23 protein-coding genes and 1 pseudogene are annotated in these 21,542 nt (G+C 69.5%); 11 read left to right on the forward strand and 13 right to left on the reverse strand.

The features are described from left to right. Nucleotides 1-89: 89 nt before the first annotated feature. The 5 genes from rocD to ABZ664_RS01525 all read right to left on the reverse strand — a co-directional run bounded on the left by rocD (nucleotide 90) and on the right by ABZ664_RS01525 (nucleotide 5,260). Complete coding sequence (rocD, locus tag ABZ664_RS01505; RefSeq protein WP_362502221.1) at nucleotides 90-1,301, reverse strand: ornithine--oxo-acid transaminase; 1,212 nt, start codon at nucleotides 1,299-1,301, stop codon at nucleotides 90-92. 59 nt (nucleotides 1,302-1,360) lie between these two features. Beyond that, nucleotides 1,361-2,167 (reverse strand): dimethylargininase, encoded by an 807-nt coding sequence (gene ddaH, locus ABZ664_RS01510; RefSeq protein ID WP_362501538.1) that lies wholly within the window; start codon nucleotides 2,165-2,167, stop codon nucleotides 1,361-1,363. A gap of 136 nt (nucleotides 2,168-2,303) precedes the next feature. Further along, on the reverse strand, nucleotides 2,304-2,801 hold the full coding sequence (locus ABZ664_RS01515; protein WP_362501540.1) for an Lrp/AsnC family transcriptional regulator: 498 nt from the start codon (nucleotides 2,799-2,801) through the stop codon (nucleotides 2,304-2,306). 177 nt (nucleotides 2,802-2,978) lie between these two features. Further along, entirely contained in the window at nucleotides 2,979-3,689 is a 711-nt protein-coding gene (locus ABZ664_RS01520) for a DUF5941 domain-containing protein (RefSeq protein ID WP_362501542.1), read from the reverse strand. Continuing rightward, nucleotides 3,686-5,260 (reverse strand): CDP-alcohol phosphatidyltransferase family protein, encoded by a 1,575-nt coding sequence (locus ABZ664_RS01525; RefSeq protein ID WP_362501544.1) that lies wholly within the window; start codon nucleotides 5,258-5,260, stop codon nucleotides 3,686-3,688. The genes ABZ664_RS01520 and ABZ664_RS01525 overlap by 4 nt, the downstream gene beginning before the upstream one ends. A gap of 169 nt (nucleotides 5,261-5,429) precedes the next feature. Between ABZ664_RS01525 and recO the strand changes: the two genes are divergently transcribed. Both recO and ABZ664_RS01535 read left to right on the forward strand, forming a co-directional pair. Continuing rightward, complete coding sequence (gene recO / locus ABZ664_RS01530; protein WP_350944506.1) at nucleotides 5,430-6,167, forward strand: DNA repair protein RecO; 738 nt, start codon at nucleotides 5,430-5,432, stop codon at nucleotides 6,165-6,167. Then, the gene (locus tag ABZ664_RS01535; RefSeq protein WP_362501546.1) at nucleotides 6,164-6,955 is read left to right on the forward strand and encodes an isoprenyl transferase; all 792 of its coding nucleotides are present in this window, start codon (nucleotides 6,164-6,166) and stop codon (nucleotides 6,953-6,955) included. Before recO ends, ABZ664_RS01535 begins: the two co-directional genes overlap by 4 nt. Nucleotides 6,956-7,046: 91 nt before the next feature. On the opposite strand, the gene ABZ664_RS01540 is transcribed toward ABZ664_RS01535, so the two are convergent. The 6 genes from ABZ664_RS01540 to ABZ664_RS01565 all read right to left on the reverse strand — a co-directional run bounded on the left by ABZ664_RS01540 (nucleotide 7,047) and on the right by ABZ664_RS01565 (nucleotide 11,574). Continuing rightward, the gene (locus ABZ664_RS01540) at nucleotides 7,047-7,595 is read right to left on the reverse strand and encodes a CGNR zinc finger domain-containing protein (protein WP_362501548.1); all 549 of its coding nucleotides are present in this window, start codon (nucleotides 7,593-7,595) and stop codon (nucleotides 7,047-7,049) included. Nucleotides 7,596-7,820: 225 nt separating this feature from the next. Then, on the reverse strand, nucleotides 7,821-8,228 hold the full coding sequence (locus ABZ664_RS01545) for a transcriptional repressor (RefSeq protein WP_362501550.1): 408 nt from the start codon (nucleotides 8,226-8,228) through the stop codon (nucleotides 7,821-7,823). After that, on the reverse strand, nucleotides 8,225-9,058 hold the full coding sequence (locus ABZ664_RS01550) for a metal ABC transporter permease (protein ID WP_362501552.1): 834 nt from the start codon (nucleotides 9,056-9,058) through the stop codon (nucleotides 8,225-8,227). Before ABZ664_RS01550 ends, ABZ664_RS01545 begins: the two co-directional genes overlap by 4 nt. Further along, nucleotides 9,055-9,807, reverse strand: a complete 753-nt coding sequence (locus tag ABZ664_RS01555; RefSeq protein WP_362502223.1) for a metal ABC transporter ATP-binding protein — start codon at nucleotides 9,805-9,807, stop codon at nucleotides 9,055-9,057. Before ABZ664_RS01555 ends, ABZ664_RS01550 begins: the two co-directional genes overlap by 4 nt. Before the next feature lie 36 nt (nucleotides 9,808-9,843). Next, nucleotides 9,844-10,650, reverse strand: a complete 807-nt coding sequence (locus ABZ664_RS01560; protein ID WP_362501554.1) for a metal ABC transporter substrate-binding protein — start codon at nucleotides 10,648-10,650, stop codon at nucleotides 9,844-9,846. Between the two features lie 534 nt (nucleotides 10,651-11,184). Next, nucleotides 11,185-11,574: a DUF6703 family protein gene (locus ABZ664_RS01565; RefSeq protein WP_362501556.1), complete on the reverse strand. Its 390-nt coding sequence runs from the start codon at nucleotides 11,572-11,574 to the stop codon at nucleotides 11,185-11,187. A 258-nt stretch (nucleotides 11,575-11,832) separates the two neighbouring features. Here ABZ664_RS01565 and ABZ664_RS01570 point away from each other — a divergent pair, with 258 nt between their 5' ends. The 6 genes from ABZ664_RS01570 (at nucleotide 11,833) to ABZ664_RS01595 (ending at nucleotide 15,495) form a co-directional block, all read left to right on the forward strand. Continuing rightward, on the forward strand, nucleotides 11,833-12,111 hold the full coding sequence (locus ABZ664_RS01570; protein WP_350944492.1) for an antibiotic biosynthesis monooxygenase family protein: 279 nt from the start codon (nucleotides 11,833-11,835) through the stop codon (nucleotides 12,109-12,111). Nucleotides 12,112-12,253: 142 nt separating this feature from the next. Further along, complete coding sequence (locus tag ABZ664_RS01575) at nucleotides 12,254-13,639, forward strand: glycine--tRNA ligase (protein ID WP_362501558.1); 1,386 nt, start codon at nucleotides 12,254-12,256, stop codon at nucleotides 13,637-13,639. A gap of 321 nt (nucleotides 13,640-13,960) precedes the next feature. Then, nucleotides 13,961-14,134: a hypothetical protein gene (locus tag ABZ664_RS01580; RefSeq protein ID WP_362501560.1), complete on the forward strand. Its 174-nt coding sequence runs from the start codon at nucleotides 13,961-13,963 to the stop codon at nucleotides 14,132-14,134. A 17-nt stretch (nucleotides 14,135-14,151) separates the two neighbouring features. Then, a complete protein-coding gene (locus ABZ664_RS01585) occupies nucleotides 14,152-14,280 on the forward strand; it encodes a hypothetical protein (RefSeq protein WP_362501562.1) in 129 nt (42 codons plus the stop codon). Further along, nucleotides 14,281-14,676, forward strand: coding sequence for a hypothetical protein (locus tag ABZ664_RS01590; RefSeq protein ID WP_362501564.1), 396 nt, complete (start codon nucleotides 14,281-14,283; stop codon nucleotides 14,674-14,676). A 147-nt stretch (nucleotides 14,677-14,823) separates the two neighbouring features. Then, nucleotides 14,824-15,495 carry a response regulator transcription factor gene (locus ABZ664_RS01595; RefSeq protein ID WP_362501566.1) on the forward strand — a complete coding sequence of 224 codons (672 nt, stop codon included), beginning with the start codon at nucleotides 14,824-14,826 and terminating at the stop codon, nucleotides 15,493-15,495. A 126-nt stretch (nucleotides 15,496-15,621) separates the two neighbouring features. On the opposite strand, the pseudogene tnpA reads toward ABZ664_RS01595, so the two are convergent. After that, nucleotides 15,622-15,870: pseudogene (gene tnpA / locus ABZ664_RS01600) on the reverse strand (IS200/IS605 family transposase); the annotation flags it as partial. A 38-nt stretch (nucleotides 15,871-15,908) separates the two neighbouring features. Between tnpA and ABZ664_RS01605 the strand changes: the two are divergent. The 3 genes from ABZ664_RS01605 (at nucleotide 15,909) to ABZ664_RS01615 (ending at nucleotide 20,490) form a co-directional block, all read left to right on the forward strand. After that, nucleotides 15,909-16,058, forward strand: coding sequence for a hypothetical protein (locus ABZ664_RS01605; RefSeq protein ID WP_362501568.1), 150 nt, complete (start codon nucleotides 15,909-15,911; stop codon nucleotides 16,056-16,058). Nucleotides 16,059-16,304: 246 nt separating this feature from the next. After that, nucleotides 16,305-18,947 (forward strand): pyruvate, phosphate dikinase, encoded by a 2,643-nt coding sequence (gene ppdK, locus ABZ664_RS01610; RefSeq protein ID WP_362501570.1) that lies wholly within the window; start codon nucleotides 16,305-16,307, stop codon nucleotides 18,945-18,947. 310 nt (nucleotides 18,948-19,257) lie between these two features. Then, nucleotides 19,258-20,490 (forward strand): deoxyguanosinetriphosphate triphosphohydrolase, encoded by a 1,233-nt coding sequence (locus tag ABZ664_RS01615; protein ID WP_362501572.1) that lies wholly within the window; start codon nucleotides 19,258-19,260, stop codon nucleotides 20,488-20,490. 121 nt (nucleotides 20,491-20,611) lie between these two features. Here ABZ664_RS01615 and ABZ664_RS01620 read toward each other — a convergent pair whose 3' ends face one another. Beyond that, nucleotides 20,612-21,496, reverse strand: a complete 885-nt coding sequence (locus tag ABZ664_RS01620; RefSeq protein WP_362502225.1) for a peptidoglycan DD-metalloendopeptidase family protein — start codon at nucleotides 21,494-21,496, stop codon at nucleotides 20,612-20,614. Nucleotides 21,497-21,542: the final 46 nt, after the last annotated feature.

The following is a 21,542-nucleotide window of genomic DNA, read 5'->3' on the forward strand; positions in this document are numbered from 1 at the left end:
CCCCGGTCGGGGCCGGGGGCGCCACCCCCCCCACTTCCCCGCATTTCCGCCGCACCGGCTCCTTCATGCGAGGGCTCGGCCGGAGTGGTTCACTTCGCCAGTTCGGCGAGGGCCGCGCCGAGCTGGTCGACCGCCCAGAGGAGGTCCTCCTCGGAGACGACGATCGGCGGGGCGAGACGGATGGTCGAGCCGTGGGTGTCCTTGGCCAGCACACCGTGGGCCATGAGCGCCTTGGAGACCTCACGCCCGCTCGCCAGCGACGGGTCGATGTCGACCCCCGCCCACAGGCCGCGCCCGCGCACGGTGACCACACCGTGGCCGATCAGCCCGCGCAGCCTCTCGTGCATGACCTCGCCGAGTTCCCTGGCCCGCGCCTGGTACTCGCCGGTGCCGAGCATCTCGACGACCGCGTTCGCGACCGCGCAGGCGAGCGGGTTGCCGCCGAAGGTGGAACCGTGCTGTCCCGGCCTGATCACACCGAGCACGTCCTCGTTCGCGGTGATCGCCGAGACCGGGACGACGCCGCCGCCCAGGGCCTTGCCCAGCACGTAGATGTCGGGGACGACGCCCTCGTGGTCACAGGCGAAGGTCTCGCCGGTACGGCCGAGACCCGACTGGATCTCGTCGGCGATCATCAGGATGTTCTCCGCGGTGCACAGCTCGCGGACCTGGGTGAGGTAGCCGTCCGGCGGTACCAGCACCCCGGCCTCGCCCTGGATGGGCTCAAGCAGCACCGCGACCGTGTTGGCGTCGACGGCCTCGTGGATGGCCTCGACGGAGCCGTATTTCACGATCCTGAAGCCGGGGGTGTACGGGCCGAAGCCGCCCCGGGCGTCGGGGTCGGTGGAGAAACCGACGATCGTGGTGGTCCGGCCGTGGAAGTTGTCCTCCATCACGATGATGTTCGCCTGCTCGGCGGCCACGCCCTTGACCTCGTAGCCCCACTTGCGGGCTACCTTGATCGCGGTCTCCACGGCCTCGGCGCCGGTGTTCATCGGCAGGACCATGTCCTTGCCGGTGAGGTCGCCCAGCCCGGCGGCGAAGGAGGCGAACTGGTCGTGGAAGAAGGCGCGGCTGGTCAGGGTGAGCCGTGACAGCTGCTCCTGCGCCGCTGCGATGATCTTCGGGTTGCCGTGTCCGAAGTTCAGGGAGGAGTAGCCGGACAGGCAGTCGAGGAACCGCCTGCCCTCCACGTCGACGACCCAGGCGCCCCGCGCCTCGTGGATCACGATGGGCAGGGGGTGGTAGTTGTGCGCGCTGCGGCGCTCGCTCAGCTCGATGAAGTCGTCGGTGCCGGTCATCCGATGATCCGCCCCTCCCCGATATGCCCGGTCCACCCGGTACGTCTGGTCTGTGGTTGTCATGCCCCGCGCTCTCCCCGGATCTCCAACGTGCAGCACTTGGGGCCGCCACCCGCCTTGCGGAGCTCCGACAGGTCCACCGCGATGACCTCGAAACCCCGACGCTTGAGTTCGAGCTGCAGGTCGGAGGCCTCGGTGTTGATCACCACGTTGACGCCGTCGCTGACGGCGTTGAGGCCCAGCACGGCCGCGTCGTCCTCGTTCGCGATGACGGCCTCGGGGAAGAGGGTGCGGAGCACTTCCTGGCTTCCGGGAGAGAAAGCCTCCGGGAAGTATGCCACGTTATGTCCGTTAAGTGGGAAGAGTGCGGTGTCCAGATGGTAGAACCGGGGGTCCACCAGCTGCAACGTCACCACCGGGCGGCCGAGGAACTCCTGGGCCTCCTTGTGCGCGGTGATGTCGGTACGGAACCCGGTCCCGGCCAGCACCAGGTGGTCGAGCGTGAGGAAGTCCCCCTCGCCCTCGTTGGTGAAGGCCGCCTCGCGGACCCGCTCGTAGCCGTTGTCGACGAACCAGCGCAGGTACGCGGGCCCCTCGGCCGCGCGCTGCGGGTGGGTGAACCGCGCGCCGTACACACGGCCGTCCACGACCAGCGCGCCGTTGGCGGCGAAGACCATGTCCGGCAAACCCTCCACCGGGTCGATGAGGCTGACGCGGTGCCCGAGCTCCTCGTAGGCGCTCTTGAGCGCCTCCCACTGCCGGATCGCCACCTCGCGGTCGGCCCCGGCCTCGGGGTGCATCCACGGGTTGATCGCGTACTCGACCGCGAAGTGGTCGGGCCGACACATGAGGTAGTGCCTGGTCATGGATAACCCCCGCGTGTGAAAGGTCGTGGTGACAGCCGCCCATCACGGTCCCGATGGCGGCGTCATCAGCCTAAGAAGCGCGTTCTCGCAGGCCAAGAGCCTGCTTTTGCGCGCTGGCGCGGGTTTCCCGCGTGGTTCAGGGCAGAAACGTCGATTCGTTGTGCGGGGCGATGAAGGGCTCGCTGCGCGAGGTCACGAGGGGTGCCTCGATCAGCCGGGAGAGCACGATGGAGCTCTTGGTCCGCACCACGAACGGCTCGGAGGCGATCCGCTCGATCACCCTCTCCACATGCCGCACGTCGGTGGCCCTGATGTGCAACAGCGCGTCGGCCTCACCGGTGATGGTGCACGCCGAGACCACCTCGGGATGGCGGCCGATGGCCACCCCGATCTCCGACGGCGAGGTCTTGCCCGCGCAGAACAACTCCACGTAGGCCTCGGTGGTCCAACCGAGCGCCGCGGGCTCCACCCGGGCGGTGAACCCGGTGATGGCGCCGGTCTCGCGCAGCCGGTCCACCCGGCGTTTCACCGCCGACGCCGACAGGCCGACCCGCTGTCCGATCTCCGCGTACGTGGCGCGGGCGTCCTCGACGAGCGCCCCGATGATGTCGCGATCCAGCCTGTCCAGTTCCACGCAGACCTGTATACCGCTTCGGACGGGCGCGGGCTCGCGACGGGCGCCGGTGGCCCGCTCCCCGGAGACACGAACGCCGCCGGACGGATGATCCGTCCGGCGGCGTTCGCCGTTCGTGAAGCCCCGGCCGGCCCTGATCAATCTTGATCAAGTCCGGTCGGACCAGGTCGGAGCCGCTCAGGTCTGGTCGGCCTCGCCGGTGGCCTGCTCCTGGGCCTCCTCGGGGGAGGTCTCCAGGTCGTCGCTCGCCTGCGCGGCGTTCGCCGTCTGCTTGTCCAGGCCGACCCAGCTCGTCACGCTCTCCACCGCGAACAACACGCCGAGGTAGAGCGTGAGCGCGGCCAGCACCCACGTCAGCACGCCCAGCGCGGCGCCGACGCCGACGAGCAGCAACCGGAGCTCCCAGCCGAGCCCGGCCCTGAACACCCAGGGGGCGGGCCAGATGCTCTGCCGCGTCCGGTACACCGTGTCGTAGGTGTGGTAGCCGATCACGTAGATCAGCACGTAGAGCAGCCACTTGGGCGCGTCGACCGCGAGGCCGACGAGAATGATCGTGAGGAACTCGGTCCCCCGGATCAGCGGCGGCGCGAGCCAGTCGAGCTTGCCGAGGTGGTCGCGGGCCGCGGTGGGCAGCACCAGGACGATCATGACCAGTGCCGGGACGAGCAGGATCGGCCCCTCCGCCGGCAGCCCGGTCACCGCCATCGCGATGATCGCCAGCAGCGCGGCGAGCGCGGCGGGCACCGGGGGCAGTCCCGGCCCCACCTTGTCGCGGAGCAGCGTCACCAGCGGGCCGTCGTCGCGGTAGGCGAGCAGCCGCGCGGTCTGCACGCGCAGCCGCTCCTCGTATGGATCCGGAACGGGGGTGGTCTGCGGCTGGGTGATCATGCGAGAGACCTCATCAGGCGTCCGGTGAGCGAGTAGGCGGCGCCGATGCCGCCCCAGATGATCAGGGTGAGGAAGGTGATCCTGGCGTCGAACAGGGCGCTGACGATCGCGATGGCGGCGAAGCGCTCGCCGATGGGGAACACGATCATCTTGCGGGCCCAGTGCACGGCGCGGTATCTGCCGGCCCTGCCCCACATCTTCAGCAGGCTGCGGATCCCGCCGGTCACCGCGTTCTTGCGCTCCTCCAGCGCCTGGCGCAGCCCGGTGTCGGCGCTCACCGTGAGCGGGACCGAGGGCAGCGGCGACGGGGGCTTGCGCCGGTTCGCCGCGCCGTAGGAGAAGTCGAGGAGGTGCCTGATGGACTGTATGCCGAGTGCGATCAGCGCGAGCGTCCAGACGTCGCCCACCCCGGAGACCGCAGCGCCGACCGCCAGGCCCGCGAAGACCACATATTCCTTGAACCGGTCGAACGTGGCGTCCAGCCACGCCCCGAGCACGCCGAACTTACGGGCGTATCGTGCGACCTGGCCGTCCACGCAGTCGAACACGAACGCGAAGTAGATCAGCACGCCGCCCGCGACCATCCCGGCCCGCTCACCGGTGGCGAAGCACAGCGCCGCCGCCACGCCCAGCGCGATGGAGATCAACGTGACCTGGTTGGGGGTGAGCCCCCGCCTCGCCGCCCATCGGGCGATGAACCGGGAGTAGGTGCTGACGAAGTACGTGGTGAAGAAGCCGTCGGCGCCCTTCACCGCGTTGTCCAGCCGTGCCCTGTCCTCGTTGTACGTGGACATCTCGGCCAGCGCCTCCGCGGCCTGCTCGGGAGTGGACACCCGGCGGAAGAACAGGTCCCGGCGGCCGCGGATGCCGACGGAGACGCCCTTGCGCACCAGGCCCAGCACCAGCAGCTGGACCAGGTCGTCCTCGGGCCCCAGCAGGTGGGCCATCTCGGCCAGCTCGCGGGCGGCCTCCGCGAGGACGGGCGCGTGCTTGTGGTGCAGGTGCAGCGGGCCGAGCAGGACCGAGTTGGGCCTGGTCACCCCGTGGAAGGCCGAGCCCACCGAGATGACCCGGGACCTGCGGGCGCGCACCCTGACGGGCAGGCCCTCCAGCGTCCGCTCGCCGATCTCCGGCAGCGCCTCCTCGATCGGGACGTCGGGCACGATGACGTCGCCGTTCTCGTCCTCCTCGCGCGGCTCCTTGACGATCAGCGCGAGGGCTCCGCGCTTCGACTTGGTGATCTGGTAGATCAGCTCGTCGTGGATCAGCGAGTTGGCCGGAAGGAGAAGCAGGTTCTCGGTGGCGTCCTCGACCGCGTCGGCCACGGCGCGCAGGTCACCGGCGAGGTCGGAGGTCTCGACGAGGCTGCCGGGGAAGCCCCGGTGGGCGGCGGCGTCGCCCGAGCGGACGATGGTCACCGGCTCGGAGTCGAGTGAGGCGAGCTGGCCGTGCAGCTTGCCGATCACCGTGGGGCAGCCGGGAAGCGCGGGCAGGGGCAACGCGGCGGGCGTCACCTGGCCGGGAGCGGCATCGGGGCCGGGCGATGAGCCCAGCAGGACCACGCGGGGCATGGCACCCTTTCGTGCGGAGACGGTGTGAGGCGGTGTAACCGGGGGCGGCATTTCGCCAGGGGCCAAAGTTTAGTGAGTTTTAGGTGAACAACACGCACCAGTGATCTATCCGTGTCGTTTGATCATGGTTCCACCTCTGCCAAGTGGACCGTCCCACTACACTGTGCGGGTGAGTCTGTACCGTGACGACGGCATCGTGCTGCGCACCCACAAGCTGGGAGAGGCCGACCGTATCGTCACCGTCCTGACCCGCCGGATGGGCAAGATCCGGGGCGTCGCCAAGGGGGTCCGGCGGACAACATCACGATTTGGCGGACGGCTCGAACCGTTCACCCACGTCGATCTCCAGCTCCACACCGGCCGCACACTCGACATGATCACCCAGGCCGAGACCATCAGGCCCTACGGCGAGTCGCTCGTCTCCGACTACCCGCGCTACACGGCGGGCACCGCGATGCTGGAGACCGCAGACCGCCTGGTCATGGGGGAGAAGGAGCCGGCGCTGCGCCAGTTCCTGCTGCTCGTCGGTGGTCTGCGCACGCTCGGCTCAGGTGATCACGAGGCCAGGCTCGTCCTGGACGCCTACTTCCTGCGCTCCCTCGCGGTGGCCGGTTACGCCCCCGCCCTGGAGGCCTGCGCCCGGTGCAAGGCCGTCTCGGTGCGGGCCTTCGCCATCGTGGCGGGCGGCGTCGTGTGCGGTGCCTGCCGCCCCGCGGGAGCGGCGGTGCCCGAGGGAGAGACGCTCGCCCTGATGGTGGCGCTGCTCAAGGGCGACTGGTCCACCGCGGACGCCTCCGTCGCCCGGCACCGCGCCGAGTGCAGCGGCCTGGTCGCCGCATACCTCCAGTGGCACCTCGAACACGGCATACGCTCTCTTCGACACGTAGAAAGGGAGCACGCCACGTGAACGTCCGCCCACCCGTCCCGCATCCCTCCGGTGCCACCCCGCCCCCGATCCCGCGCGACCTCGTGCCCCGGCACGTGGCGATCGTGATGGACGGCAACGGACGGTGGGCCAAACAGCGCGGCCTGCCCCGCACCGAGGGTCACAAGGCGGGCGAGGCGTCGCTCTTCGACGTGATCGAGGGCGCGATCGAGCTCGGCGTCCCCTACCTGTCGGCCTACGCCTTCTCCACGGAGAACTGGAAGCGCTCCCCCGACGAGGTCCGCTTCCTGATGGGTTTCAACCGCGACGTCATCCGCCGCCGCAGGGACCAGCTCCACGCGATGGGGGTGCGGGTCCGCTGGGCCGGTCGTCCCGGACGGCTGTGGAGGAGCGTCATCCAGGAGTTGCGCGACGCCGAGGAGATGACCAAGGACAACTCCACGCTGACCCTGCAGTTCTGCGTCAACTACGGAGGCCGGGCCGAGATCGTGGACGCCGCCCTGCGTCTCGCGCAGGACATCGCCGACGGGCGGGTCAAGCCGGGCCGGGTGAAGGAGGAGACCTTCGCCCGCTATCTGGACGAGCCGCAGATTCCCGACGTCGATCTGTTCGTACGGTCCTCGGGGGAGCAGCGCATCTCCAACTTCCTGATCTGGCAGACGGCGTACGCCGAGATGGTCTTCCTCAACCGCCTCTGGCCCGACTTCGACCGCCGCGATCTGTGGGAGGCCTGCGAGACGTACGCCAAGCGCGACAGGAGATACGGGGGAGCGGTGCCGAACGTGGTCGCGCCCGCACGGGACGCCTAGGGCGGCGCCGCAGGACGAGGCGGCACCGGCCGGACCGGCTCAGGGGCTGCCCGGCCGGGCCCCGGACCTCGCGGGGCCGGCACCCCGGCCGTCAGGCCCGGCGTCGTGCGCGGTAGGCGGCGACGTGCATCCGGTTTCCGCAGGTGCGGCTGTCGCAGTAGACCCGCGAGCGGTTGCGTGACTCGTCCACGAAGACGTGGTCGCAGTCGGGGGCCGAGCAGGTGCGCAGGCGCTCCCACTCGTCCTCGACGAGCAGGTGGGCGAGTGCGACGCCGATGTCGGCCGCGAGGTGGTCGTGGAGCGAGGCGTCCGGCGCGAAGTAGTGGACGTGCAGAGGGTGGCCGTCGTGCTCGGTCAGGCGCGGGGTGATGCGGGTCCCGCTCAGCAGGGTGTTCAGCCGGATGACCGCGGTGGGCTGGTCGGGGGCGGTGAAGACCTTGTGGAAGGACTCGCGCAGCGCGCGCACCTGGGCCAGGTCGGCGGTGTTCAGCTCGCCGATCCCGCTGACCTCCCAGCGTGCCACGAAGTCACCGAGTTTCCGCAGGTCGGTCAGGGTGTCTTCGCCTCCGGTGGAGGGGGAGGTGTTGACCAGGTCGACCGCGGTGGCGAGTGAGTGCACCATGTCATGTCCGAATGGCATGTTGACTCCCGTATAAGCGATTGCAGCGTGAGGGCGCGTACGGCGGCTCGCCGTGTCGGAAGCGTATCTCTCCGGTGAACCTCCGGTGCCTTCTCGTGCGCGGCCGTCGCGGTGGCGTGCCCCGCACTATAAGGCTTTGTATGCAACTATGTCCTGCTATTGCATGATATGTCCGCTAGGTTAAGAATCGCTTTTCTCGCACGCGCGGCCTCCCGGGACGTCCGCTCAGGCGCGGCTCGGCGTGCGCAGCGGTTTGGCGGCGGTGGAGCAGGAGGCGCAGGTCCCGAAGACCTCCACCGTGTGGGTGATCTCGGTGAAACCGTACTCGGAGCCGATGGCCTCGGCCCACCGCTCCACCGCGGGCCCGGCCACCTCCACCGTACGGCCGCACCTGCGGCAGACCAGGTGGTGGTGGTGGTCCCCGCTGGCGCACGCCCGGTACACCGACTCGCCGTCGTCGGTTCTCAGCACGTCGACGTGGCCGGTGTCGGAGAGCGCCTGGAGCGCCCGGTAGACGGTGGTCAGTCCGATCTTTGCGCCTTCCGCGCGCATCTCCGCGTAGACGTCCTGCGCGCTGCGGAAACCCTCGCTCTGCCGGAGGATCGCGTGGACGGCATCACGCCTGTTGCTCATGGGCTGGACTCCTGAGGTCGGCTTCGACGTACGAATCTACCGAGCCCGAGGGCGAGGACGAACCCCACGAGAGCGACGACGACGATGATCGCGCCCGGCGGGACCTCGACGTAGAAGGAGGAGGTCAGGCCACCGACCGTGGAGATCATTCCGAACAGCATGGAGAGAAGCATCGTGCTCACGAACCCCCGGGTGAGCTGCTGACTGGTCGCCACCGGCACCACCATCAACGCGCTCACCAGAAGCAATCCTACGACGCGCATGGCGATGACCACGGTGAGCGCGGCGGTCACGGCGATCAGCAGGCTGAGGAAGCGGACCGGCAGGCCGCCGGCCTTGGCCACCTCCTCGTCCTGGCACAGCACGTAGAGCTCCCGCCCGAAGACGGTCACCACACCGAGCACCGCCACCGCCAGCAGGCCGATCACCCACACGTCCTCGACGGTGACGCTGCTGATCGAGCCGAACAGGTAGGACATCAGCGTGGCGTTGCTGCCACCGGGAGCCAGTGAGATGAGCAGCACGCCTCCGGCGATACCGCCGTAGAACAGCAGCGCGAGCGCCACGTCCCCGCTGGTCCTGCCGCGCGCGCGAACCAGCTCGATCGCCACGGCGCCCAGTATCGAGACCACCACGGCCGTCAGCACCGGGGCGGTTCCCGTCAGGAAGCCCAGGGCCACACCGGTCAGCGCGACGTGCCCGATGCCGTCACCCAGCAGGGCGAGGCGGCGCTGCACCATGAACGTGCCGATGGCGGGGGCGGCCAGGCCGACCAGGAGAGCGGCGATCAGTGCCCGCTGCATGAAGTCGAACCGCAGAAGCTCGATCACGGGATCGGCCTCCAGTCGAGCGGGCTCACGGGCTCCTCCTCGCCGTGCGGGTGCACGTGGTCGTGGCCGGGCAGCGCGTGCGTGCCGACCGCCCGAGGCGGCGGGCCGTCGTGGCACACGTACCCGTCCCTGAGGACCACCGCGCGGGTGATCAGGGGTTCCAGCGGGCCCAGCTCGTGCGCGACCAGCAGGACCGTCTTGCCCTGGTCGACGAGCGTGGACAGGGTCTCCGCGAGGAGCTGCTGGCTCTCGGCGTCGACACCCGCGGTGGGCTCGTCCATGACGAAGGTGTCGGGCTCCCCGGCGAGGGCACGGGCGATCAGCACCCGCTGCTGCTGCCCGCCGGACAGCGCCTGCACCGGGTCGGAGGCGCGGTGTGCCATTCCGACGGCCGCCAGGGCCCTGCCGGTCGCCTCGCGGTCGGCCGCACCGGTCGGACGCAGGCGTCGCTGCCTCGCGATCCTGCCGGAGGCGACGACCTCGCGGATCGTGGTCGGCACGCCCCCGCCCACCGAGAGCCGCTGGGGCACGTAGCCGATCCGCCACCAATCGCGAAACCGGGCGGGGGCTTTGTCGTACAGGAAAGTCTCGCCGCCGGACAGGGGGACGAGGCCGAGCAGGGCGCGGATGAGGGTGGACTTCCCCGATCCGTTCGCACCGAGCACCGCCACCGCCTCACCGGGCTCGACGGACAGGTCGATGCCGCGAAGCACCGGACGGCGGTCCAGGTTGACCTGGCCGCCGTTCATGGTGAAGACCGTTTTGCTGGATGTCACGTGTGACCTTTACGAGCAGCTGAGTGCTTCCTGGAGGACGGAGAGGTTCTGGCGCATGGCGGACAGGTAGTCGCCGTTCGACGGCTGGCTTTCCACCGGGTCGAGGACCGCGGTCTTCGCACCGACCTCCTGGGCGAGAATCTCCGCGACCTTCGGGCTGACGAGGGTTTCGGTGAAAATCGTAGTTATTTTCTCCTGCTTGGCCACTTTTGCCACTTCGGCGAGGCGGGCGGGAGAGGGCTCGGCGTCGGGATCGAGGCCGCTGATACCGATCTGGTGCAGCTTGTAGCGGTCGGCGAGATAGCTGAATGCGGCGTGAGAGGTGACGATCGCGTCCGAGGAACAGGTGGCCAGGCCCTTGGCCAGCTCCTGGTCCAGGGCGGTGAGTTCGGTGACGGTGGCGGCGGCGCGATCCCGGTAGCCCTGCGCGTGCGCGGGATCGGCGGCGGCCAGTCTCTCGCCGAGCTTGGTGGCGACCGTCGCGAAGCGGGCCGGGTCGAGCCAGAGATGGGGGTCGTGGTCGACATCCCCGTGCTCGTGTCCCTCCTCGTCGTGGTGTTCCTCCTCCGCGACCGCGGGAAGGGGGGTGACCGCGGTGGCCGCGTCGAAGGCCCGGTCGGCGGCGTGCTGTTCGACGGCCTCGTCCACCGCGGGCTGGATCCCCTTGATGTAGACGACGAGTCCCGTCTTCTCCAGCCCGCCCACCTGCACCGGGGACAGCTCCAGGTCGTGCGGCTCGACGCCGGGTTTGGTCAGGCCCGTGACGGTCGCGTCGGGGCCGCCCACCCGCTCGGCGAGCCACTGCAGGGGATACATGGCCGCGGTGACGGTGGGCTTCCCGTCCGCGGAATCACTTGAGGCCCCCCCGGGTGAGCCGCTGGCCGGACCGGCTTCCGTGCCGCAGGCGGCGGTGGCGGCGAGGAGGGCGGCGGAGGCAGCCAGGCTGACATTACGTATGCGGATACGTCGGGAGGACTCGGACATCATGCCATCTAGTATGCGCGCAAATGAAAACGATTGTCAAAATCGAGTGCCAAAGAGTCCGCAGAGGGCGCCGATACGTGCTTCGGGGGCGCGGTCGCCGAGTAGGGCGCCGCCGGCGGGGAGGACTCCGTCGCCCAACCCGTTTCCGATCCTGGCGACCCGCGTGTCCGGCACCGGATGACCCGGGTGGCGATGCCGGACGTCGACCGGCCGTAATCGGGCGGCGGGCCGGGGAGGATGCGTGTTGGGGATGCGACGATCTCGATGAGGTGCCGGCCAGGCTCTCCTGAACGCGTTCTGCCGGAGCCTCTGAAAAGACCTTGGGGGCGAAAACCGTGCAGGGGCCTTGGAAGAGCGAAGGCGGTGTCAGAAGACGCCGAAGCGGTCGGCGGCGAGCAGGATCAGGAAGGTGAGCAGCGCGACGCGCAGGAGACGCCCCCCGGCCCCCAGGGACGGCCACGACATGTAGGCGAGCCAGCCGACGAACCCGATCACCGGAAGCACGGCGAGGCCGCCCCAGAAGGACGGCACCGCGAAACCGGCCAGGAGAAGGGCCACCAGGACCACGGGGACGATCCACCGGGGGAGCTGGAACAGGAAGACGAGCGGGGCCGCGCTGTGCCGCTCGACCTCCCGTCGTAGCCCGGTCGCCCCCGGCGTGAAGAACTGCTCACCCGGGGGCAGCGGGCGCCTGCCCTGCCTGGGGCGAGGCTGTGCCAGCGGGTGTGCGGGGCGTTCCTCACGCTTTTCTGCCACGAGCCGAGCCTAACGCCACCACGTCCGCCACGACATGCCCGGATCCCGGATCCCAACCCTCGGAGCCGCCCGGCATGCCCGGACCCCGGACCCGCTCGCCATGCCGGGACCCCGGACCCGATCACCGGAAGTACGGCGAGGCCGCCCCGGCCCCCGGACCCGCCCACCGTCTCCGGACCTCGGATTTCGGAGCCGTTCGTCGTGTCGGCCCCCGGAAGCGTCCGTCGTGCCGGAGACCGGCTCTGGCATGCTGGGCGGATGCTTGCTCTCATCCGCTACTCGGTGCCGCCTGGCCAGACCGAGGAGTTCACGCTCCGGGCCCACGAGATCGTCGACACCCTGGCCGGGCAGCCGGGCTACGTGAGCGGCCGGGTGTCGAGGTCGGTGGACGAGCCGGAGCTGTGGGCGCTGGTCAGCGAGTGGGAGGGCGCGGGCTTCTACCGCAGGGCGCTGGGTGCGGCGCGGATGGCGATGTATCCGCTGATGACACTCATGATCAACGAGCCGAGCGCGTTCGAGGACGTCGAGCGTCCCTGACCTTTCGCCCGGCGTCCAGGGGGGCTTTGCCGCCTCGAAGCGGGCGGCGTGGTTTATCCGCACGTCCCGCTAGCCCGTCTCCCCTAAGCTGGAGGCTCAATCAATTCCTCGCCGACCTCCAGCCGGATGGAGATTTTCCCTTATGGCACGCCGCACCGACATCATGGACACCATCGTCAGCCTCGCCAAACGACGTGGTCTTGTGTATCCCTCCAGCGAGATCTACGGCGGCCTGCGCGCGTCGTGGGACTACGGTCCGCTGGGCGTGGAGCTCAAGAACAACGTGAAGCGGCAGTGGTGGAAGACCGTGGTGCAGGGGCGTGACGACGTGGTCGGCCTCGACTCCTCGGTGATCCTCGCCCGAGAGGTGTGGCAGGCCAGTGGTCACGTGGAGACCTTCACGGATCCGTTGACCGAGTGCCAGTCGTGTCACAAGCGCTATCGGGCCGACCACCTCGAAGAGGCGTACACCGAGAAGCACGGTAAGCAGCCGGCAGGCGGCCTGGCCGACATCGCCTGCCCCAACTGCGGTACCAAGGGCGCCTTCACCTCGCCGAAGCAGTTCAGCGGCCTGCTGAAGACCTACCTCGGCGCGGTCGAGGACGAGTCGGGCCTCGCCTACCTGCGTCCCGAGACCGCCCAGGGCATCTTCATCAACTACCTCAACGTGCAGCAGTCGGCGCGCAGGAAGATCCCGTTCGGCATCGGCCAGATCGGCAAGTCGTTCCGCAACGAGATCACCCCGGGCAACTTCATCTTCCGCACCCGCGAGTTCGAGCAGATGGAGATGGAGTTCTTCGTCAAGCCGGGCAGCGACGAGGAGTGGCACCAGTACTGGATCGACGAGCGCTTCCGCTGGTACACCGATCTGGGTATCAACAAGGACAACCTGCGCATCTACGAGCACCCGCAGGAGAAGCTCTCCCACTACTCCAAGCGGACCGTCGACATCGAGTATCGCTTCAACTTCACCGGCACCGAGTGGGGTGAGCTCGAGGGCGTCGCCAACCGCACCGACTTCGACCTGACCGCGCACAGCAAGGCCTCCGGCACCGACCTGAGCTTCTTCGAGCAGGACACCGGTGAGCGCTACGTCCCGTACGTGATCGAGCCGGCCGCCGGTGTCGACCGCGCCACGCTCACCTTCCTGATCGACGCCTACACCGAGGACGAGGCGCCCAACGCCAAGGGCGTCATGGAGAAGCGCACGGTCATGCGCCTCGACCACCGGCTCGCGCCGGTCAAGGTCGCGGTGCTTCCGCTGTCACGCAACGCCGACCTGTCGCCCAAGGCCAAGGACCTGGCGGCCCAGCTCCGCCGCCGGTGGAACGTCGAGTTCGACGACGCGGGCGCGATCGGCCGCCGTTACCGCCGCCAGGACGAGATCGGCACGCCGTTCTGTATCACCGTCGACTTCGACACCCTCGACGACCAGGCGGTGACCATCCGCGAGCGCGACTCGATGGCCCAGGAGCGCGTGGCTCTCGACCAGGTCGACTCCTACCTCCGTCAGCACCTCAACGACTAAGGGTCCGCCCTGCCCGACCGGTCACGGCCGGCGACCCCTACCGCGGGGTCGCCGGCCGTTGTCGTTCCCACGCGGGGCGGTTTTCCCCGCGCGGCTTCCCGGTAGGGCTCTCCGGCTGCCCTTCTCCTCCCACTCGTCTCCGAACGGCCCGACCCCGCCCCGCTCGCCTCCGCCCCGCTCGCCTCCGCCCCCGGTGGCTCCCGGCAGAACTTTCCCCCAGGGTGAGCCGGGCGAAAGACGAGATAAAAAGCGGGCTTACGGCGGTTTTCGGGTCCTTTTGATGACATCAGGGTGATCGTTCGTTCAATGAAGGGGAGAACGATGGCGCACGTATCACCCTGGAAAGCCGTTCCCGGGGTCGTGGCCCTCGCCGGGGTCGTCTTCCTGCTCACGGGAAGTGCCGCTCACGCCGACCCGCGGCCCACACACGACGCGGTCGAGTTGCGGCTGCTCGTCGACGACTGCCCCGCCTCGACCTCCGCGACCGCCCCGTGACCGGGTACGCGGAGCACGTGAGGGAGATCCCGTCCGGTATGGACGGCGGAGCGGACAGGGCGTCGGAGAGCACCGTGCTCGGACGGGCGTTGCTCGAGGTGATGGCCGAGCGCCAGGTGAGCATCGGCCGGCCGGTCTCCCGGTAGGTGCTCGATTCAGAGCGGCTGCTTGAGCTCCAGAAGGCCGTGGACGACGTCTTCGTCCACCACGCCCTCGCCGAGTACGCGGTCCGGCTGGTGTACGCGACCCGGGAGCCAGCGCGGTTCGGGCTGGCGGACGTCGCACCGCTGCTGGCCTACGGCGCGAGCCCTCGGGCGACGCTCGGCCTGGTGGCCGCGGCCCGCGCGCTGGCGCTGCTGCGCGGGCGTGACTACGTCCTGCCCGAGGACGTCGCGGGCCTGGCCGGCGACGTGATCGCGCATCGGCTGGTGCCGTCGTTCGACGCGCTGGCCGACGACGTCCCCCCGCGCCGGATCGTGGACCGGGTGGTCATGGCGATCCCGATGCCCAGGATCGCCCCCGGGCAGGGAGAGGCGGCCTGATGCTGCACCGGTCGCCGAGCGGATCATCCGGGGGTGACGGGGTGAGCAAAGGTGGACGAAAGCGGAAGGAAGGAAATGCGAGGGAAGAGAAGCGCGGTATGGCGGTGGCATCCGCGTTTCCGGCCGCGCACGACCTAGGTTCGTACCATGCGACTGCTCGTTGTCGAAGATGAGGAAGATCTGGTCGACGCCCTGCGGGTGGGGCTCGTCCGGGCCGGATACGCGGTCGACGTCGCCTGCGACGTGGCCCAGGCGCGGGAGAAGCTCCAGGTCAACTCGTACGACCTGGTCCTTCTCGACCTCAACCTGCCCGGAGGGGACGGTTTTGAGGTGTGCAGGGCGCTGCGCGGCACCGACCAGGGCCAGGCCGTGCGGATCATCATGGTGACCGCGCGGGACCGGCTGGACGACCGGGGCAGGGGGCTGGGCGAGGGCGCCGACGACTACCTGGTCAAGCCGTTCGCCTTCCCCGAACTCCTGGCCCGGGTCCGCGCGCTGCTGCGCGGGGAGCCCGGCGGCGGGACGGCGATCCTGCAGGTGGGCTCCCTGCGGCTGGACACCTCCCGGGTGGAGGCTCACTCGGCCGGACGCGAGCTGGGACTCACCCCCAAGGAGTTCGGCGTCTTGCACTATCTGATGACCCGTCCCGGGCACGTCGTCTCCGCCGAGGAGCTCTTGGAACATGTCTGGGACGAGCACATCGACCCGTTCACCAACACCGTACGGGTGACGGTGGGAAACCTGCGGCGCAAGCTCGGAGCCGACGCCGTGATCGAGACCGTGGTCAGCAAGGGCTACCGGCTGAGGGAGGACACGTGAGGTTCTCCTTCGTGCAGACGATCCGCTTCCGGCTCACCGTGCTCCACCGAAATGCGGGCCAGTGCTCCGGCCTTCAGGCCTGGGGTGAAGGCCCGCGCGGGAGGGCTTCCAAGGCCCGAGCGTGCTCTAAGCCGGACGGTTCTGCTGTTCGATGTAATGGTGCAGGACGCTGATCGGTGCGTCGCCCACTGACCCGGCGAAGCAGGAGCCAGACCAGAAGCATCCGCCCCACAGGTATCGGCGGACGTGCGCCTCGTACTCCTTGCGCAGGAGTCGGGCCGAGACGCCCTTGAGGCTGCTGACCAGCTTCGACAGCTGCACCTTGGGCAGGTAGTGCACCAGGAGGTGCACGTGATCGCCCCCGCCGTTGAACTCCTTACAGCGGGCTGGGCCTGGCGATCGTCCGCCAGATCGTGGAGTCGCACGGCGGGCACGTGCGGCTGTTCTCCCGGCTGGGCGAGGGGAGCGTGTTCGTGCTGTGGCTCCCGTCGGGAGAGGGCCCCGCGGAAGGCGATGTCCCCGACCTGAACCCTCTCGCGGAAGTGGGCCTGACGGGTCGCTGAACCGATCGTGAACGGGGTTGAATGCCGGAAAAATTGGTTTATACCAATTGGTATAAACCAATTCTCCGAGTGATCGATATCCTTACGTATTTGGCCGTGATTTGAATTGGATTAGACCGGTGCACGTGCTCTGAGCTGCGATAATGCTGTTTCACATGGTGGGTGCCGTTTCGTTGCCTTGTTCGTCGGTAGAGTCCGGATGGAGGCGGAACCAGACATCGTTCTGAAGTCGCAGAAGGAGCAACCGTGCCGAAGTACGTTTACGACTTCACCGAGGGCAACAAAGATCTCAGGGATCTACTCGGCGGTAAGGGAGCGAACCTCGCCGAGATGACCAACCTCGGGCTGCCGGTTCCCCCCGGCTTCACCATCACCACCGAGGCGTGCCGGAGCTTCCTCGCGAACGGGACCCTTCCCGAAGGGATGCAGGAGGAGGTCTCCGCGCACCTGGCCGCCCTGGAGGCCGCGATGGGCCGCCGCCTCGGCCAGGCCGACGACCCGCTCCTGGTGAGCGTGCGTTCGGGGGCCGCCTTCTCCATGCCTGGCATGATGGAGACCGTTCTCAACATCGGGCTCAACGACGACTCGGTTCACGGACTGGTCAAGCAGGCGGGCGGCAACGAGCGCTTCGCCTGGGACTCCTACCGGCGCCTCATCCAGATGTTCGGCAAGACCGTCCAGGGCATCGACGGCGAACTCTTCGACAGCGCCCTGGAAGAGCTCAAGGACGGCCGCGACGACCTGGAGCTGGAGGCGGCCGACTTCAGGCGCCTGGTCGCGACGTACAAGGAGATCGTCTACGCCAAGACCGGTGAGGACTTCCCCGCCGACCCCCACCTGCAGATGCGCATGGCGGTGGAGGCCGTGTTCGCGTCGTGGAACGCCCCCCGCGCGGTCCTGTACCGCCGCCAGGAACGCATCCCCGCCGACCTGGGAACGGCGGTCAGCGTCTGCTCGATGGTCTTCGGCAACTGCGGCATGGACTCGGGCACCGGGGTGGCCTTCACCCGCGACCCCGGCAGCGGCCAGCAGGGCGTGTACGGCGACTACCTGCAGAACGCCCAGGGCGAGGACGTGGTCGCGGGCATCCGCAACACCATGCGGCTGCAGGAGCTGGAGAGCCTCGACAAGCCCGTCTACGACGAGCTCATGCGGACGATGGAGACGCTGGAGAACCACTACCGCGACCTGTGCGACATCGAGTTCACGGTCGAGCGCGGCAAGCTGTGGATGCTCCAGACCCGCGTGGGCAAGCGGACCCCGGGCGCCGCGTTCCGCATCGCCGTCCAGCTCGTCGACCAGGGCGTCATCGACCTGGACGAGGCCGTGACCCGCGTGACCGGCGAGCAGCTCGCCCAGCTCATGTTCCCCCGCTTCGCCGACGACGCCGGCACCAAGATGATCGCGAGGGGGATGAACGCCTCGCCGGGCGCGGCGGTCGGCAAGGCCGTCTTCTCCACGGCCAGGGCCGTCGAGCTCGCCGGGCGCGGAGAGGCCGTCATCCTGGTCCGCCGCGAGACCAACCCCGACGACCTCGCCGGGATGATCGCCGCCCAGGGCGTGCTGACGAGCCGCGGGGGCAAGACCTCGCACGCCGCCGTGGTCGCGAGGGGCATGGGCAGGACCTGCGTCTGCGGCGCCGAGGAGCTGGAGGTCTCCGCCAGGGACCGCGCGTTCACCACGGCCTCCGGCCTCGTGGTCTCCGAGGGAGAGGTGATCTCCATTGACGGCACCAGCGGGGCCGTCTACCTCGGCGAGGTGCCCGTGGTCCCCTCCCCGGTCGTGGAGTACTTCGAGGGCTCGGGTGACCAGGACGACGAGCTCGTCCGCGCCGTGCACCGGATCATGTCCCACGCCGACGAGGTACGCAGGATGGCCGTACGCGCCAACGCCGACACCGGCGAGGACTCCGCGAGAGCGCGCAGGTTCGGTGCCCAGGGCATCGGCCTCTGCCGCACCGAGCACATGTTCCTCGGCGACCGTCGCGCCCTGGTCGAGGACCTGGTGCTGGCCGTCTCCGACGAGGAGCGCGAGCGGGCGCTGGCCGCGCTGGAGCCGCTGCAGAGGGCGGACTTCACGGAGATCTTCCAGGCGATGGAGGGCATGCCCGTCACGATCCGCCTGATCGACCCGCCGCTGCACGAGTTCCTGCCCGACTACACCGAACTGTCGGTGCGGGTCGCCCTCGCCGGTGACGCGGTGGAGGAGAAGGACCGCAAGCTCCTCGCCGCGCTCAAGCGGCTCCACGAGGAGAACCCGATGCTGGGCCTGCGCGGCGTGCGGCTCGGCCTGGTCATCCCCGGCGTGTTCGCCATGCAGGTCCGGGCGATCGCGGCGGCGGCCAAGGCCGTGCCGGGCAGCCGCCCGGAGATCATGATCCCGCTGGTGGCCGCCGTTCAGGAGCTGGAGCACGTGAGGGACGAGGCGCGGCGGATCCTCGCGGAGGCCGGGGTCGAGGCGCTGATCGGCACGATGATCGAGGTGCCCCGCGCGGCGCTCACCGCCGGGCAGATCGCCGAGGCCGCCGAGTTCTTCTCCTTCGGCACCAACGACCTGACCCAGATGACCTGGGGCTTCTCCCGGGACGACGTCGAGGCGGCCTTCTTCTCCAAGTATCTGGAGCTGGGCGTCTTCGGGGTCTCCCCGTTCGAGACCCTGGACTGCGACGGCGTCGGCAGGCTCGTGGAGATCGCCGTCGAGCAGGGCCGCGCGACCCGTCCCGACCTGAAGCTGGGCATCTGCGGCGAGCACGGCGGCGACCCGGACTCGATCCACTTCTGCCACCAGGCCGGTCTCGACTACGTGTCCTGCTCGCCGTTCCGCATCCCGGTCGCCCGCCTGGAGGCCGCCCGCGCCACCCTGGTGTGCGAGGGCTCCGACACCCGCTGACCCTCGCGGTCGGCACCCTGACTTCGCGGGAAGTCGCCTCCGGCGCCGCCGGGGCGACTCTCCGCGGAGCCGGTCCCCGCGGCCCGTCCCACCCTCACCCGGGGCGGCCGCGGGGACCGGTACACCTCACGCCCGCGCTCCCGGCGGGCGGGAACGGTGGCCGCGTGCCGGTACGCGGGTCGCGCTCCTTCGGGAGCGCTCCTGAAGGAGCGTGCGAACGGGCGGGGAACGGCGGCGCATACCCGATAACCTGGTGTTTTCTCGCCGTTCTGCATAGCAGGGGCCTTTCGCGGATAAAATCAGTGCACTTATGCATGGTTATGACGAGCACGATCAGGTCAGGTGGGTGCCGGAACCACCCGGCAACCCGGAAAGAAGCCCGTTCGAGCGCGATCGGGCGCGGGTGCTGCACAGCGCCGGGCTCCGGCGGCTGGCCGCCAAGACCCAGGTCGTCGGTCCGGGAGAGACCTTCGGCAGCGGCCAGCACATCCCCCGCACCCGGCTTACCCACTCCCTGGAGTGCGCGCAGATCGGCCGTGAGATGGGGGAGACCCTCGGCCGCGACCCGGACCTGGTGGAGACCGCGTGCCTCGCCCACGACCTCGGCCACCCGCCGTTCGGCCACAACGGGGAGACGGCGCTCAACGACCTCGCCGCCGGGTGCGGCGGCTTCGAGGGCAACGCGCAGAGCCTTCGCCTGCTGACCCGGCTGGAGGCGAAGGTCGTCACCGAGGATGGCCGCAGCGCCGGGCTCAACCTCACCAGGGCCTCCCTGGACGCCGCCGTCAAATACCCGTGGACCCGCGAGAAAAGCGCCAAGTACTGCGCCTACGAAGACGACATGCCGGTCTTCGAGTGGATCAGGGAGGGTGCTCCGGAGGGGCGGGTGAGTTTCGAGGCGCAGATCATGGACTGGGCCGACGACGTCGCCTACTCCGTGCACGACCTGGAGGACGCCCTTCACTCCGGCGGCGTGGTGCTGGAGGCGATGCGCGATCCGGCGGAGCGCCGCGAGGTCTGCGCGACCACCCGCGAGTGGTACGCCCCCGACGCCGAGCCAGGCGAGCTGGAGGACCTCTTCCACCGTCTCATCACCCAGCCGCTCTGGCCCCGTCACTTCGACAGCTCGTTCGCCGACCTCGCCGCGATCAAGGGGCTCACCAGCTCGCTCATCGGCCGCTTCTGCAGGTCCGCCGAGGTCGCCACCCGCGAGGCGTACGGACCGGCGGCCGGACGCTACAGCGCCGACCTGATCGTGCCCAGGGCCACCCGTCTGGAGTGCGCGCTGCTCAAAGGGGTCACCGCCCACTACGTGATGAGCAGCGACGCGCACAGCGCCAACCAGGTCAGGCAGCGCGAGCTGATCCACGACCTGGCCCACCACATCATGCTGGGCGCCCCGGGGACCCTGGAGCCCGCCTTCAGGCCCGCCTTCACCAGGGCCACCGGTGACGCCGGACGGCTTCGCGTGGTCGTCGACCAGATCGCCTCGCTCACCGACACCTCCGCGGTCGCCTGGCACCGCGCCCTCGCCGGCCGCTGACCGGGCCCTGGACGTTCCCGGCGCGCACCTTCCGGCGACGGGGACGACGGCCCTTTGTCAGGTGCCGGGTCAGGTGCCGGCCGCGGTGGGTGGGCGAGCCCGCCTTGTCGCGTTCCCGGCGTCAGGTGCCGCCGTTCAACGGGATCTGCACCGGCTCCTGCGACGGCTCCGACCTCTTCTTGGCGGGCTTCTTCGTCGGCGTGGGCCGCGGTTTCGACGCGCACAGGGTGAAGCAGCGGGGAGCCGCCCCGGTCTGGTTCATCACGGCGAGCATCTCCTCCCTGGGGGAGAGCGTGGGATTGCCCTTCAGCCAGGCGTCCAGGTAGTCCCAGGGCTTGACCATGCCCCGGCGTACCCACCACATCGAGGACGAGGTCTTCCAGGAGATCGCGAAGTAGAGGTTGCTCGCGGTCGAGCGGGCGTTGCCCGAGTTGCCGACCTGGCCCAGGACCTGACCGGCTCTGACGCGCAGTCCCGGCCTCACCTCCTGGGCGATCTTGTCCAGGTGGCCGCCGAGGTAGCGGACGCCGTCGTCGCCGATCACCGTGACGAACCGGCCCTCACGGTCGGCGCCGCGATCGGTGGAGGGTTTCCACCGGTTCTTGGTGTTGACCTCGTCGACCACGCCGTTCACCGGGGAGACGAACGAGCAGCCCTTGCCCGCCCAGATCGTGGTCTTGGGCAGAACCAGCAGCCTGCTCTCGTAGGTGACCGAGCAGCCCTTCACCGGGAAGACGTAGGTGTGGTCGGAAACCTTCGGCGGCGGGACCTGCACCGGGGAGTCGGCCTTGGGGCGGTCGACGGCCGTGGGAGGAGGAGCGGAGGTGGGAGTCGCCTGGGGCATGGTCGCGGTGACCGACGAGGCCGGCGCCCCGGCCGCGGACTCCGCTCCGGGGGTCGGGGCCGCCGTACCGATACCTGCCACCCCGCCTGGCGGCGCACAGGCCGCGGTGACGAGCGCCGCGCCGGTCACGGCGGCCAATCGCGCTATATGCCCCGATCGCATGATCTCCACCCGCGTACATTATCGAGAATCCGCCTTTACCTTTGTA

The organism is Streptosporangium sp. NPDC006930, assembly GCF_040635605.1.
Taxonomy (GTDB): Bacteria; Actinomycetota; Actinomycetes; order Streptosporangiales; family Streptosporangiaceae; genus Streptosporangium.